The 14,659-nt window shown below is 62.9% G+C and carries 14 protein-coding genes; 4 read left to right on the plus strand and 10 right to left on the minus strand.

What is annotated here, in order from left to right; genetic code table 11:
• Positions 1–3 precede the first annotated feature (3 nt).
• The 5 genes from hutC to F6X37_RS02550 form a co-directional block, all read right to left on the minus strand.
• Positions 4–816 (minus strand): histidine utilization repressor, encoded by an 813-nt coding sequence (hutC, locus tag F6X37_RS02530; protein WP_187610194.1) that lies wholly within the window; start codon positions 814–816, stop codon positions 4–6.
• Positions 813–1,700, minus strand: coding sequence for an amino acid ABC transporter ATP-binding protein (locus F6X37_RS02535; RefSeq protein ID WP_316251928.1), 888 nt, complete (start codon positions 1,698–1,700; stop codon positions 813–815). Before F6X37_RS02535 ends, hutC begins: the two co-directional genes overlap by 4 nt.
• Before the next feature lie 13 nt (positions 1,701–1,713).
• Complete coding sequence (locus F6X37_RS02540) at positions 1,714–2,376, minus strand: amino acid ABC transporter permease (RefSeq protein ID WP_187610195.1); 663 nt, start codon at positions 2,374–2,376, stop codon at positions 1,714–1,716.
• Between the two features lie 28 nt (positions 2,377–2,404).
• The gene (locus F6X37_RS02545) at positions 2,405–3,055 is read right to left on the minus strand and encodes an amino acid ABC transporter permease (protein ID WP_187610196.1); all 651 of its coding nucleotides are present in this window, start codon (positions 3,053–3,055) and stop codon (positions 2,405–2,407) included.
• Between the two features lie 88 nt (positions 3,056–3,143).
• Positions 3,144–3,971 carry a transporter substrate-binding domain-containing protein gene (locus tag F6X37_RS02550; RefSeq protein WP_187610197.1) on the minus strand — a complete coding sequence of 276 codons (828 nt, stop codon included), beginning with the start codon at positions 3,969–3,971 and terminating at the stop codon, positions 3,144–3,146.
• Between the two features lie 239 nt (positions 3,972–4,210).
• Between F6X37_RS02550 and F6X37_RS02555 the strand changes: the two genes are divergently transcribed.
• Entirely contained in the window at positions 4,211–5,185 is a 975-nt protein-coding gene (locus F6X37_RS02555) for an isopenicillin N synthase family dioxygenase (protein WP_187610198.1), read from the plus strand.
• A gap of 11 nt (positions 5,186–5,196) precedes the next feature.
• Entirely contained in the window at positions 5,197–6,639 is a 1,443-nt protein-coding gene (locus F6X37_RS02560) for an FAD-binding oxidoreductase (protein WP_187610199.1), read from the plus strand.
• Positions 6,640–6,657: 18 nt separating this feature from the next.
• Here the strand turns inward: F6X37_RS02560 and F6X37_RS02565 are convergent, their stop codons facing one another.
• The 3 genes from F6X37_RS02565 to F6X37_RS02575 form a co-directional block, all read right to left on the minus strand.
• Positions 6,658–6,831, minus strand: coding sequence for a hypothetical protein (locus F6X37_RS02565; RefSeq protein WP_262419779.1), 174 nt, complete (start codon positions 6,829–6,831; stop codon positions 6,658–6,660).
• Positions 6,832–7,142: 311 nt separating this feature from the next.
• A complete protein-coding gene (locus tag F6X37_RS02570) occupies positions 7,143–10,559 on the minus strand; it encodes an alpha/beta fold hydrolase (RefSeq protein WP_187610201.1) in 3,417 nt (1,138 codons plus the stop codon).
• Positions 10,560–10,787: 228 nt separating this feature from the next.
• Positions 10,788–11,579, minus strand: a complete 792-nt coding sequence (locus F6X37_RS02575) for a hypothetical protein (RefSeq protein ID WP_187610202.1) — start codon at positions 11,577–11,579, stop codon at positions 10,788–10,790.
• Positions 11,580–12,143: 564 nt separating this feature from the next.
• Here F6X37_RS02575 and F6X37_RS02580 point away from each other — a divergent pair.
• Positions 12,144–13,157 carry a DUF2515 family protein gene (locus F6X37_RS02580; RefSeq protein ID WP_187610203.1) on the plus strand — a complete coding sequence of 338 codons (1,014 nt, stop codon included), beginning with the start codon at positions 12,144–12,146 and terminating at the stop codon, positions 13,155–13,157.
• Positions 13,158–13,159: 2 nt separating this feature from the next.
• Positions 13,160–13,777 carry a flagellar biosynthesis sigma factor gene (locus F6X37_RS02585; protein ID WP_187610204.1) on the plus strand — a complete coding sequence of 206 codons (618 nt, stop codon included), beginning with the start codon at positions 13,160–13,162 and terminating at the stop codon, positions 13,775–13,777.
• Positions 13,778–13,784: 7 nt separating this feature from the next.
• On the opposite strand, the gene F6X37_RS02590 is transcribed toward F6X37_RS02585, so the two are convergent.
• Together F6X37_RS02590 and F6X37_RS02595 are read right to left on the minus strand one after the other, a co-directional pair.
• Complete coding sequence (locus F6X37_RS02590; RefSeq protein ID WP_184066977.1) at positions 13,785–14,018, minus strand: hypothetical protein; 234 nt, start codon at positions 14,016–14,018, stop codon at positions 13,785–13,787.
• The gene (locus F6X37_RS02595) at positions 13,988–14,659 is read right to left on the minus strand and encodes a phage integrase central domain-containing protein (protein ID WP_187610205.1); all 672 of its coding nucleotides are present in this window, start codon (positions 14,657–14,659) and stop codon (positions 13,988–13,990) included. The genes F6X37_RS02590 and F6X37_RS02595 overlap by 31 nt, the downstream gene beginning before the upstream one ends.

Here is a 14,659-nt window from a genome sequence, read left to right on the forward strand (position 1 = left end):
GCGTTATCCCTGGCGCTGCGAGGTATTCGGCGAAAAGCGGCAGCCGAGCCGGTAGCGCGAACCCGGATGCACGAAACGCGCGAACGTCACGGCGACGCCGCCCGTCCATGTGCGGCGCGTCAGCGTCAGGCACGGCTCTTCGGCGTGAATTTCGAGCAGCGCTGCTTCGGCAGGCGTCGGCAGCGCCGCGTCGACCACGTGTTCGAGATCGTGCATCGGCACGACCGTCAGCAGATACTCGGACGGCTTCAGCGCCGAGAAATCGTGCTGCAGAAAATCCGGCGCGACGGCCGGATTCACATAGCGGTCTTCGAGTTGCACCGGCAGACCGTTCTCGCGATGCACGCAGATCACATGAAACACCGAAGCGCCCGGCGCCAGCCCCAAGGCGTTCGACACCGTGACCGAGGCGGTCTCGCGCTGCAACAGCACCATATCGCAGCGATAAGCGTGGCCGCGCGAGCGGATCTCGTCGCCGATATGGGCGATCATCAATAGCGTGGACTGCGGCTTGTTCGGCGCGACGAAAGTACCGACGCCCGATAGGCGCGTGACGAGCCCCGCGTCGGCGAGTTCGCGCAGCGCGCGGTTGACCGTCATGCGCGAGACGCCGAGCGTCGCGACGAGGTCGAGCTCCGAAGGCAGACGGTCGCCCGCCTGGCGTTCGCCCGAGCCGATGATCTGGCGAATGTGCTGTTTGACCTGCTCGTAGCGCGCGGCCGGCGCTTCGCCGCTGCCGCGCGCGATTTTGGCCGCGGCGCTGGCCGCGCTGGCGGACGATTTGCCATGAGGCTTGTTGCGAACGGTGGCGCTCATAGGGGCGGGGTGTCGTCGGGGCCGCGCGTCCAGAACGCATTGCGGTCGAAGTAGTTTTGCAGAAATTGCCGCAGACGCGGCTGCGCGGCATCGTGAAACACGTCGCGCGGTTTGCCCTGCACGGCGATGCGGCCTTGATCGATGAACACGACCTTGTCGGCGACCTGCGCGGCAAAGCCCATTTCGTGCGTGACCACGGCCATCGTCATGCCGTCGCGCGCGAGCTGCTTCATCACCTGCAGCACCTCGCCGACCAGCTCCGGATCGAGCGCCGAGGTCGGTTCGTCGAACAACATGATGTGCGGCTCCATCGCGAGTGCGCGCGCAATCGCGACGCGTTGCTGTTGACCGCCCGACAGTTTCGCCGGATACGCGTCGCCCTTGTGCGAGAGGCCGACCGTCTCCAGCATCGCGCTCGCGCGGCGGCGCGCTTCGTCGTGCGAAAGGCGCCGCACGCGCAGCAGCGCCTCCATCACGTTGCCGAGCGCGGTCATGTGCGGCCACAGGTTGAACTGCTGGAACACCATGCCGACGTTGCGGCGCACGCGGTTGATCTCGCCCTGCGAGGCGCGCACGCGTTTGCCGTTGCGCTCGGTATAGCCGAGCAGCTCGCCTTCGATGCGCACGTCGCCGTGATCGTAGGTTTCGAGCGCGGCGAGGCAGCGCAGCAGCGTGCTCTTGCCCGAGCCCGACGGCCCGATGACGCAGACCACTTCCGAGCGCGCGATCTCGAGATCGACGCCGCGCAGCACCTCGACATCGCCGAAGCGTTTGCGCAGATCGCGCACCTCGATCAGCGGCGCGACATTCGATGCGTTCGCCGTTGCGCTGGCGGACGGCGCGGAAGATTGCGCGGGGGAGGACATGTCGGCGATGGCGTTCATAGGTGTTCCGGAATCATGCCATGAAGCGTGCGAGGCGGGCTTCGGCCCACATGCCCGCGCGCGAGGTCAGCTCGACTAGAGCGAGATAGCACACGCACAGCACCAGCAGGGTTTCGACGAAAGCGAAGGTGGCCGAGCCGATGCCGGTCAGCACGAACGTCAGTTCGGGCACCGTGACGATCGACAGCACTGCCGTTTCCTTGCTCAACACGATGATCAGATTGGTCAGCGCGGGCACGATCAGCACCATCATCTGCGGCGCCTGGATGCGCAGAATCGCCTGCCAGCGCGTGAGTCCGAGACACGCCGCCGCTTCGAGATGGCCTTTGGGCACCGACTGGAAGCCGGAGCGGAACGCCTCGGCGAAATACGCGCTGCCGTAGAGACCGAGGCCGACGATGCCGGCCGTCATCGGTTCGAGCGTGATGCCGATGGACGGGCCAGCGTAGTACAGCAGAAACAGCTGCACGAGAAACGGCGTGCCGCGCAGCAACTCGATGTAGACACGCAACATGGCGCGCAGCCAGCGTCCGCAGAACAGTTGCAGCACCGCGATCAGAAAGCCGATCGCGAGACCGATTGCGACGCCCGCGGCCCAACTGGCGAGCGTCGTCGCGAGGCCGGCGGCGATCGGCTGCAGGTTGTGCGTAATGACGGTCGGGTCGAACGTTTGCATGGCGAGGTTCGCTTAAACGTGAGTCGATTCAGGCGTGCTGCAAACGGTGTTCGGCCGCATGCGCGACGAGCGCGAGCGAACCGCAGATCACGAAGTAGATGAGCCCGGCCGCGACATAAGCTTCGAGCGGCCGGTAAGTGCTCGCGGCGATGTTCTGCGCGGTGCGCGTCAACTCGGCGACGCCGACCACCGAGATCAGCGAAGAAGCCTTGATCAGCAGCACCATTTCGTTGACGAGCGACGGCAGCGTCAAACGGAATGCTTGCGGCACCAGAATGCGCCGCAGCGTATCGAGCGGGGAAAGCCCGAGCATGCGCGCGGCTTCGAGATGTCCGGGCGGAATGCTCAGAAAACCGCCGCGCAGAATTTCGGCGATATACGACGCGGAGCACAGCGACACCGTGCTGATCGCGGCGACGATCGGCGACACGTTGATGCCGGCGAACGGCAACAGGTAGTACACGAGCAGCAACTGCACGAGCATCGGCACGCCGCGAAAGAAGAACACGTAGGCGCCGCCCGCGAGGCGCGCGGCGCGATGCCGCGACAGCCGCGCGGTGCACACGCCGATGCCGACGAAGAATCCGATCACGAGCCCCGTCAGCGAAATGCCGACGGTGGCGAGCGCCGCATGCAGCAGCAGCGGCAGGCCCTGAACGAAGACGGTCGTGTTGAACATGGGTCGCGGCCGATGGAAGGGGAAGGGCGACGCGCGCCGCGCTACGGCGAAACTATTGCACGTTGTGGGACGCCCACGTTGAAGACGCTCAGTAGTTCGGCGTGGGCATCGTGGACGGCATCTCCATCGCGACACCGAACCACTTTTTCTGCAACGCGGCGAGGCGGCCATCCTTCTGCATCTTCACGAGCGCTGCGTTGAACGCGTCGGCGAGCGGTTTGCTGTCGGCGTCCTTACGCAATGCATACGCGAAGTACACCTTCGCGCCGAACGGCGGCTGCACGACCGCGAACATCTCGGGGCGCTGCTTCGCGACATATGCGATGTTGGTCATCGAGTTCGCTGCCGCGGCGATGCGGCCCGCCGCGAGGTCCGCGTAAGCCTGATTGTTGTCGACGTACTCGCGGATTTCAGGCTGCTTCGGCAGCGTGGCCGCGTAGCTCTTCAGCTGGTCCAGCTGCGCGGTGCCTTTGCCCGCGCCGACCGTCTTGCCCGCGATATCCGACGATTGCTTGATCGACGCATCGTTCGCGCGCTTGAGCAGCGCGTCGGTCGCATCGGCGACGGGCAGCGTGTACGTGTAGCGTTCCATGCGCGCCTTCGTGACCGTCAGCGGGCCACCGACCATATCGAATTTGCCCGCTTCGAGACCGGGCAGCACGCTCGGCCACGGCAGATCGATGAAGCGCACCTTGACGCCGATTTCCTTGCCGATCTGCGCGAACAGTTCCTTGTTGAAGCCGGCTTGCTGACCGTTCTCGAGAAAGTCGAATGGCGCGAACTGCATTTCGGTGCCGACCACCAGTTCGCCGGCTTTCTTCACTTTGGCGAGCTGGTCTTCGGCGTGCGCGGTGACGCTTGCCGCGCACAGCGCCAGCATGACCAGACGACATTTCCAGCCTGCAAGGATACGCATGGGGTGCTCCGGGGGCGAATTGGTGTTGGGTCGCCGGCGTGTCGAAGTGTTCGTTCCAGACCCGCCGCGCCGGCGGCGCGATGCGGGCCTCGCTGGGCAGTATATACCGCGTTTCCGGCGAAAAATAAATGCTCGCTTGAGTAGAGAAAAGCCCTGATCTCGAGGCGTGCGAAGCAACTTGCGGCGCTGCTTTTGGCGGTATATACCACTGCAATACCGATCCTCGAAGGAGCCGCGCGATGGCCGTGACCCGCATTCCGATCATCGATGTCGCCGGCGTGCGCGCGGGCGATCAGCAGGCGCTCCGACGCGTCGCGAAGGAAATTCATGAAGCGTGTACGACGATCGGTTTTTTCTACATCGTCAATCACGGCGTGCCGCAAGCGAAGATCGATGCCGCCGCGCAGGCCGCGCGCACTTTCTTCGCGTTTCCGGTCGGCACGAAACGACGCGCGGCGGTCAATCATCGGCATCGCGGCTTCAATGCGCTTGGCGACGCGACGATGTATCAGGCGAAGCGGCCCGATTACAAGGAGTTCTTCAGCATCGGCCTCGAACTGCCGGAAGACGATCCCGACGTGCTGGCGGGCCAGGCACTACGCGGGCCGAACAATTGGCCGGACTTCATGCCCGGGTTGCGGCCGGTGCTGTATGACTATTACGAGGCGGTCGGCGCGTGCGGGGCCGATCTGCTGCGTGCGGTCGCGGTGAGTCTCGGCATCGAAGAAAATTTTTTCGCGCCGCGCTACACGAAGCGCATGCAGCGCACGCAAATGGTCTACTATCCGCCGCAGCCGCCACAGTCGGACGAAGATCAGTTCGGCGTCGCGCCGCACACCGACTACGGCTGCATCACATTGCTGTGGCAGGATCAGGTGGGCGGCCTGCAGGTGCGCGAAATCGCCAACGATACGTGGGTCGAGGCGCCGCCCGTCGAAGGCAGCTTCGTCGTGAACGTCGGCGATCTGCTCGCGCGCTGGACCAACGACCGCTTCCGCTCGACGCTGCATCGCGTGATCAATGCATCGGGGCGCGAGCGCTATTCGATCGCGACGTTCTACGATCCGACCTACGGCGCGCTCGTCGATCCGCGTGAGCTCGGCGCAAGCGACGCGCAAAGCAAATATCAGCCGGTCGCCGCGGGCGACTATATCCTCGGCCGCATCAACGATTCGATGGGCTACCGCAAGAAACTCGCCGCTACCGCACAGTAAGGACCACCTGCATGACAGAACCGAGCATCACCGACGACAAGACGACCCAGACCGCAACCGCAACCGCAACCGCACCGCTCGCGACGACGCTCGAGGCCTTGCGCGCCGCGCTCGGCGTCGACGCGGTGCGCGTCGGCGAGCAGATCGGCGAACGCGCGCTGACGGACTGGACGCGCCACGAGCCGACGCGTCCGGCGGCGCTGCTGATGCCGCGCACGACCGACGAAGTATCGCGTGCGCTCGCGATCTGCCACGCCGCGCATCAGCCGGTGGTACCGCAAGGCGGTATGACCGGACTCGCGGGCGGCGCGATCGCGCGCGCCAACGATATCGCGTTGTCGCTGGAACGCCTGAGCGGCGTCGAAGAGCTCGACGCGGCGTCGGCCACGCTGACCGTACGTGCCGGCACCACGTTACAGGCCGCGCAGGAAGCCGCCGAAGCCGCGGGCTTCGAACTCGCGCTCGACCTCGGCGCGCGCGGCTCATGCCAGATCGGCGGCAATCTCGCGACCAACGCGGGCGGCAATCGCGTGATCCAGTCCGGCACCGCGCGCGACCAGGTGCTCGGGCTCGAAGTGGTACTCGCCAATGGCGACGTGCTCAGTTCGCTCGGCAAGATGGTCAAGAACAACACCGGCTATGACCTGAAGCACTGGTTCATCGGTTCGGAGGGCACGCTCGGCGTGATCACGCGCGCGGTGCTGCGGCTGCATCCGCGACGTGCGGCGCGCCATACGGCGCTCGTCGCGCTCGACGATTACGATGCCGCGGTGAGCCTGCTGCGCCGTCTCGCGACGCGCTTCGGCAACGACATCGGCGCGTTCGAGATCATGTGGCCGGACTTCTACGATTTCGGCGTGAAGCCGACCGGCGCGCGCTCGCCGTTCGACGCCGCGCATCCGCTCTATGCGCTGATCGAACACGCGGGCTTCGATGCCGACGACGCTGGGGAACGTTTCGCCCAGGCGCTGACCGATGCGCTGCAAGCGGGCGCGCTGCGCGACGCGGTGATCGCGCAATCGGTCGCCGATGCGCGCGCGCTATGGGCGATCCGCGAGTGCACCGCGGAGTTTCCGCTCAAGCTCGATCCGATCAACTTCGACGTGAGTCTGCCGATCGGCGAGATCGGCACGTTCGTCGACCGTTGCCGCGCGGCGCTCGATCAGCGCTGGCCCGGCAACCAATCGTATTTTTTCGGGCATATCGGCGATTCGAATCTGCATCTGACCGTGGATGGTCATTCGATTCCGGGCGTCGAACATCACGCGGTCTATGCGTTCGTCTACGAGATGCTGAGGCCGTTGCGCGGGTCGGTGTCGGCGGAACATGGCATCGGTTCGCTGAAGCGCGAGTTCCTGCCGATTTCGCGCTCACCGGCCGAGCTTGCGGCGATGGTCGCGATCAAGCGTGCGCTCGATCCGAACGGCATTTTGAATCCGGGCAAGCTGTTCTGAGTTTCGATGAGAAGCAAATCAACGACCTCTCCCTCGCGTGCAAGTCCGCCATATTTTCACGATCAGCACATAAAGAACGATCGCCACAATCAGATCTATGGCCGTCATTGCGCCGATGTAAAGCAGTTCATAATCGGCCACTTCGAGCTTATCGGAGATTTCGATCAATATATGCTGCTGCTCCAGCGTCATGGGTGATGGGTACGTGTGGACATACCGCACCGATAACAAAAACAAAGCCAAAAAAAGAAACAGCTTGCAAAGTCTACGGGCAAGTGTCGCCAATTGTCGTTACCTCGATCCATCCATAAGCGTGTAGCCCTGAACTTTGCGCCTCGCCTTTACAAGAGGGTCGATACTAACGTATTAATCGCGCCTCGTGATTTTGAGATAATGGTCGAACGAATCCACGCAATATTGCGACACGCCGGCTTCTATAAAATCTCTTGATTTATGCTTGGCTATATTGTCCGAATGCGTGGCGCATCGGCAATGCAGCCGTGTCAATGCGCATTCAGATAGCCGACGATCAACGGATAAACATCGACCGCCGCGTTCTTGCCGAAGATGCAGTCGATATGCCCATACCCCGGGATCAGATGCCGCTCGTACGGCTGCTCGGGGAAGCGCTTGCGCAGCAGCTCGTAAGTGCGCGCGGTGCTGACCGGCAGATAGGTTTCGTTCTTCTCGCCGTGAATGAAGCCGATCGGCAAACGCATGCCCTCGAGTCCTTTCATGCCGTCCGCGCCGGTCAGATACACGTCGTCGCCGCGCGCATCGACGACCTGGCCCGCGCGCACCATCGTGGCCAGATGCTGGAACACGGCCATGTCGTGAATGCCGAACAGTTCCTGCAGGTTCGCATGCAGCGCCTCGTTCAGCTTGTCGTGCTCGTAGAGCAGGCCATACAGGAACGTCGCGCGATGACAGATCGGATTGCCGCAGCCCTCGCCGTGATCGAGCGGGTAGAGACGCAGCGCTTCGTCGAACAGGTTCGCGGGCCACGAATCTTCCTGCGTATAGGCGGTGAGGTCGCGTATGCGCAGATGCTGCATCAGGTCGGGAATATGCAAGCCGGCCTTGATCCGTTGCAACGTGCCCGGCACCGGATGCGCGGACACCTGCGAAATCACCGCCGAGCGCACGCCGTCGAGCCCATGGAGAAGCGACATGCTGAGCGCGAGGCCGCCCAGGCAGTGGCCGAGTACCTGAATGTCCGGCGCGCCGGTCACTTCGCGAATCTTCGCGACGGCGGCGGGAATGTCCTCGCGCGCGACTTTGTCGACGTTGGTCGGCATGAGCACGCTCGGCAGTTCGATGCTGACGCGCAGATCGACGAGCCACACGTCGTAGCCCGACGCGTACAGATATTCGACGAGGTTGGTCGATATCAGATCGGTCGAGAAGATGCGGCTCGATACGCCCGAGCCGTGGATCAGCAGGATCGGCTTCGCGGCTTTGCCCGCGGCCGGATCGCAGTAGCGCGTGAGCTTGAGCCGCGTGCGGTCGGGAGTGTCGAAGTACGTGACCTGCGGCGCCGGCGCGCGCAGCGTGCGTTTCGCGCGCGGCGGTATGTACGGATCGTAGAACTGCAGCGGCGCGGCCACGCCGCCGTATTCGGTGAACAGCACGCCCGCGAAGAACTTGCCGAACTTCAGCGTCCATTCGAGGCGCGTCTTCAGGTCGGGCGCGTGTGTGACTTCGAGCGTGCGTTGCTGCTTCAGGAAGTTTTCGGGCGTGATGATCAGCGTCGCGGTGCCGACGACGGGCGCATCGTTCTGCGCCGCGGCGCGAATCTCCGCGTACAGCGTGTTGGTCTGCTCCCACAGGTTGATCGGCGACGTGCGCGTGATGATCTTCTTGCCGGTCAGATACCAGGTGTTGCCTTCGACCGCGTCGAGCGTCATCCGGTAGTTCATGTTGCGTTCGTCGACGTCGGATTCGTCGACGACGAACAGGTTGAAGGTGCCGTCGCTGATCGTCATCGGTTGGGCGGACAGGGCGGGGCAGGTCAGTGTGCCGGCGGTGCGCGCGAGGTGATTCGGGTTGCTCAGCATGTCGGCGAGATCGTCGGACTCGACCGTCAGCGTGAATTCGATCGGGCTCTTCGCGGCTTCGCCCGCCACGCTGGGCGTGTAGGTGCCGACCATCGTCTCGGTGAAGCGCAGGCCGATCTTCTGTGCGGGCGGCGCGGCGGCGGTGCCCTTCGACATGTAGTCGATCGACCAGTCGTGCGCTTTGGCCAGCAGCGCGCAATTGCGCTCTGCGAGCGCGGAGATGGTCAGGAGCGGATTGACGCCGAGCGACATCGGCATCACCGCGCCGTCCATCACGTAGAGGCCGTCGTGCACCGCGACGCCGACCGTGCCGCTGAACACGCGGCCCAGATGATCGACCACGCCATGCGCGGCGTCCTCGCCCATGCCGCAGCCGCCGAGCGGATGCACGGTGACGGTGCGCCGGCCGGCGATCTTCGTCGAAATCGGGTTGCGCAGATATTTGCCGCCGAGCGGTTTGCTCGCCTCGATCAGCACGTTCTCGATGCTCTGGAAGATCGGCTGGCGTCCCGCGTTTTTCCATTCGATGCGCGCACGGCCTTTGTCGCCGACCGTGATGCGGCCGCTTTCGTCGTCGTGCGCCATCACGAGGTAGCTTTGCGTGTGATTCAGCGCACCGTGGTACGGGCCGCGGATCAGGCTTTCGAGCGCACGCGCGTCATAACTCATGCGCTCGAGCAGCGACGGGGCCCCAGCCGCATCCACGCCTTCCAGCGGCGCGACCGCGCCGAGCATGCCGACGAGCGCCTCGCCGACCGCACCGGCCAGCGAGCCTTCCTCGATCACATAGCCGTCCCTGACGTTTTTCTCGTCGGCGCGATTGTCGATCAGGCCGGTGATGGTCGGCCCGACCGGCGGAATCTGCCCCGGCTTGTGCTCGCCCCAGCCGACGCCGTTGATCGTGTCGCTGGTGTTGTATGCGAAGGCGAGCACGTCGCCGTTGCCGGTGAAATGCTGGCCGAGCATCTCCGACATGCTCAAGCCCGCGTCGCGCGAGCGCAGCAGCAGCGCGGTCGAGCCGATCGTGCCCGCCGCGACGATGACGATATCGGCCAGCACGAACAGATCGGGCGCGTCGTAGCTTTCGCGGCCGAGCTTCACGAGCTGGAAGTTGATCTTCCATTGCTGCGTGTCGGAATCGCGCAGCACCGAATGCACGGCCGTGCCGGTGAAAATCTGCGCGCCGTGGGCGACCGCGTCGGGCAGATAGTTCATGTGGGTCGAATTCTTCGCGTCGTAGTTACAACCGGAGTTGCAATCGCCGCAACCGACGCAGCGCTGCTGCTCGACGCCCGCCGCGTTCGGACCGTCCTTGAACGTGACCGTGATCGGCGGACGACTGAAGCGGTCGGCCATGCCGAGCGCCTGCGCCGATTTTTCGAGCGCCTGCAGCTTCGGCAGCGGCGGGAAGTCGTCGGGCACCGGCGACGGTGACAGCATTTTCCAGGCGAGTGCATAGCCGTCGTCGCGTCCGGCTTGGTCGCCGCGCAGCGCGGCCGGCCAGCGCGGGTCGTCCCACAGGCGCGGATCGGCCTCGAGCGCGACGTTCGCATTGATCAGAGACGTCCCGCCGAGCCCACAGCCCACCACCGCGTTGACGTCTTCGTTCACGTGCACTTCGAGCAGCGCGAGCGGCGAACCGATCTGCGCCTCGGCCGTGTTGTACTGGATCTGCTCGATGCCCTGCACGGGCGTGCGCGGATACTCGCCGGCCATGAATTCGCGGCCGCGCTCGAGCACGCACACGCGACGGCCCGCGCGCGCCATGCGGCTCGCGGCGATCGCGCCGCCGTAGCCCGAGCCGATCACGACCACCTCGTAATGCCGTTGCAGCGCCGTCGGCGCGCTCGATAAGCGGTTCATCAGGACCACCTCGTCTGGGATCGGATGCGGGGAACGGAAGCTCGACTTCGGAACAAAGACGGCGTGCTGCGGGAGCTTTTTTATCGTAGGCGGAATATCGGCGCAAAAAAAGCGCGCCGTGGAGGGCGCGCCGAAGTCGTAGCGTGCGAGGTTCAGGGCGGCACGACCGGCCGTACGGGCATGCGCACTTATCGCGCTTCTTATGTGGCCTGTTGGTTATCCGAACTATTACGCGGCCACTTCATGGAATTCGCTATCGCTCGATTCCGCCGCGAGCAGATTCAGCGCAACCAGAATCGCCGCGCGATTGTCGATGTCGATCTCGATGCCGAGCGCGTCGGTGAGCCAGCGGCCGAGCTTGGTGTTGGAAAATTCCTCGGCGCCGGCCGTCTTTTTCATGGTGACGCCGAGTTTGACGGCGCGATAGTGATAAGAGGGCACCCGATGCCGAGCCGCGACCGCCGAAAGCCCGCCTTTGCCTTCCGAGCACCAGCCGAGGCTGCCGGCCAGCACGATCCGCTCGGGTTCGTCGAGCCCTTCGATGAACTCGCGTGCCGCGCGCCGCACGCGCTGTTCGTCGAGGCCGTATTGCAGCAGCACGCTTTCCACCGGGTCTTCGAGCGCGTGCGCGTGCAGATCGATTTCCTGCGCGACGCCCTCGGTCTCCATCGACACATTGCGCTGATGGCACGCGCTGCGCAGGCAGTCGATCAGATAGCGGCGGAAATACGCGCATACCGCGTAGCTATTGGACGGTGCGCTGTCGGCGCGCGCGTTCGTTTCGGTGTGGCCGGGCGCGAGGCGCAACACCTTCGCGTAGATGAACTGAGCGACCAGTTCTTCCTTGTCCTCGCCGAGCGCCTGCAATTCGAGCGGGTGGTAGGTCCGCAACGCGCGCTTGACCAGTTCGACCATCGACACCATTTCGTCCGCTGAGAGCCGGGTGCGCCTGCGCCACAGATCGGGGAGGATCGCGTCGTCGAGTTGGCGGGCGAACTCGTAGCTCGGGACTGCGCCCATGGAAAACCTCCGTCGGTGGGCAGGGAGCGCGGCGAGCCGCGGCGCGTGGGCCGCGAGTCGAGGGAAGGTGGCTGAAATGCCGCGCTGAAACGTGAATGCAGTATGGTTCGCGGCAAGGCCGTCGCCTATATGGATTAAGTGTTAGCCGATGGGTAAACCGCCGGGTAAACCAGCCTGATTTTTAAGCGCGCGCAGAAAACCCTTGGACATCAGGCGCTTACGGCGATAGCTAGTCGGGCGAAGAACCTGAATTTCTCAGTAGATAGCGCTGGAACTGCTGCGCGCCATCGAGCCGCATCTCGACGCGGTTGTGTGTTACGCGAGCACGATGAACGAATACGAGCCAAACCGGATCGTGTACAGAATCCGGGGATTGCTTGCCATGCAACCGGAAACCTGTTCTCACGGCGAGGATTGGGATGACTGCCCTGACTGCCGTCACTGACAACTTAATTGTGATTTTTTGTTAAGTCGAACCGGTCTTGTAGACAAGTAACTTGTTGTAGGGTATTCGCATGAATGTTCGTTGTACGACTCAAATAACAAAAGGAAAGGCTGGCGAGCATGGCTAGACAGGGATGTGAAAACCCGAGATGTCCGATCTGTTACCCCAACTGGAAGGAGGAAGAGGCCGCCGCAAAAAAGCGAGCGGAAGATGACAAGCAGGACTGTATCGACTGCTGGCGCTTCTATCAGAAGCAGGCCGAAGCCATCGTCGCCGTAGACGATCCGATTGCACGCAACCGCCGTATCAACGCCGCCTATGCACAGTCGTGGCTTGATGATCATCGCTTCCAGTGGGCCGGGCTTGCTGCGTTCGCGTCGAAGCAGGTAGGTTGCGGGTTGTTGAACGCTGCCGAGTTGATTCACAAGTCCAATCAGCAGCGCAACGCCTATCAACAATGGGAACGGCAAAGCTCGCCTCTGGAAAGGCTGTCGCCATATGGATCGCCGCGCATGCCTGTGCCGGATCAGGCAACCGGCGAAGGCGCGACCAAGGTGTATCAGATGCTCGCCAAGGGCAATACGGCCTTGTTCCTCGACATCTGGCCGCTGCACATGTTCTATAAACGATTTGGGCTCCAGCGGTTCAAGCGGTGTCTCAAGGAGCGCGCGGCGCTGCGTGGCTCGGTCGTATGGCCGATTGCGGATAAAGTGCCTTTCGGCGAGCCGCAACTTGAAACCGTTCAGGGCTTTGAGGCAATTGATGCCGGTAACATCACGAAAGGTGTTGAACGGCTGGCATGGCATGAACAGGTCAATATCTTGCAGCCGGCTATGTACAACGATCCGATGTTTGCGATGCTGATGCGGGCTAATCAGTTCGCATGGGCGTTAAACATTCCGACTAGCTCGGCACGCGAGATTCAGTTGACGCTTGCGAACCAGTGCACTGTAACGGGAGCGAACGCCCAAATTGAAATTTTCAGTAAGCAGCCGCTCGCCAACCTTGCCGATCCTGGTCAGCGGATGGCGTTCGTAATGCGCGCAGCCCAGCGGTTTGACGACCTATTGCGCAACCCGACAGAGAAGCACATGGTCGAGAATTCCATCTTTCTAGTTGCGCATCCGAGATAGCTATGTCGCGTAAAAAAATCAGACGGCTCGTGTATCTGGGGTGCTTGGTGATTGGCTGCACTATCGTAGGGGGTATCTACGCGGTGACTAGACCTGCTGATGAAGTTCTACTGATGATCGGGGAGCCTTACGAACAGGTGCGCCAGCAATCGCGCTCGACCCTGCCGGCCGCCGAGCCGGGCGCGAATTGGGGCGGCGTAATCAACCGTCCGGCTAGGCTGCGTTTTACCGATCCTCAGTACGGGTTCTCGACCCCTGTTGCAAAGTTCATGGCTGTGAGCTACGACGAGCACGGTAAGGTCGATTCCGTTCGGATGTCACCACAGGTCACGATCTTGCCGCTCGACGAGACGATGGCGATTGTCTTGGACTTGCAGGAGCAGCTTCGTCGAGGCGGCTGGCGGCAGATTCTGGTTGAAGACTCCCCGCCCCTTGAGGACACGCCGACTGTGCGAGCTAAGATACGCGGATGCGCGGCCCCTACTGGCTATTGGCAGGCGGGCGACAAATATCAGCTTGGCCTGAACGTCCGTTGTTTCCGGACAGATTCTCATCCGGACTTAGAGCGTTACCTGATTACCTTGGATGTCGCTTCGCCTTGGCTGGAAGCCAATCGGTAACCAGAAATCACAGGGTGTGATCGAGTAGCAGCGTTTCGACGTCGAAGCTATCAACAGGCGTTGACAGTAGTGTGCCGAGGTAGTGCCCCAGGCGTTGCCAGGCATCGCACATTTCGTTGGCGTAGCCGTACTGCTGGTAGACGCGCACCAGTTTCGGATTGACCTCCTGTCGATCCCGCTGTGGCGCGACGTGGTTTAGACACCGCTCGATCACGACAGGGGAGATGCCGAGCGATTGCATGAAAGTTGCGCCGGTGCGTCGCAGATCGTGAGGTGTCCAGCCACCCCCGGAGAGTACGAGCGAATCCCACAGTGGAGATGGTTTGCGATCCATGTTCCGCTTGCGCGTCGATAGATCCATATTGCAGCCTCAGTGTCCTCGCCCAGCGGAGTGTGCCGCACGCGACCCCACGTTTCCCGGTCGGGAGTCTCACGGGTTGCCGCGATCTTCAAATTGAGGTCACGCACTTCGTTTTCGGAAAGGGTTCGGGTCCGCAAGGAGACGTACCCCTTGCCGAAGAGGCGGTCCAGATCGATCAGTTCGGTAGGCAGCACATCGATGAGGTCACGCCACGGCTTGCGGCGCTTGCCCCATTTGAACATGTGGTGCAGCTCGCCAAAGTGAGCGAGTGCGGTCGGCTTACGACCCGATGAGATGATCGCTTGCAGCACTTCAAGGAGGATCGAATCACTTACATCGTGTACACGTTTCTCCCCGAGTGACGGCAGGATGTTTTTCTCGAACGTGAGCTTGAGCCGCTTCTTGCATTTCCGGTTGACCCCGTGTTCCAGCCATGCGTCGCAGAGCTGGCGGAAGGTGGACCTCGTAATCTGTTCCTGTTCGACGCGGGCCGTATGCTCTGCAAGCAGCCGTTTTTCCAA

Origin of the sequence: Paraburkholderia sp. 31.1 (assembly GCF_014397645.1) — a bacterium.
GTDB classification, from domain to species: domain Bacteria; phylum Pseudomonadota; class Gammaproteobacteria; order Burkholderiales; family Burkholderiaceae; genus Paraburkholderia; species Paraburkholderia tuberum.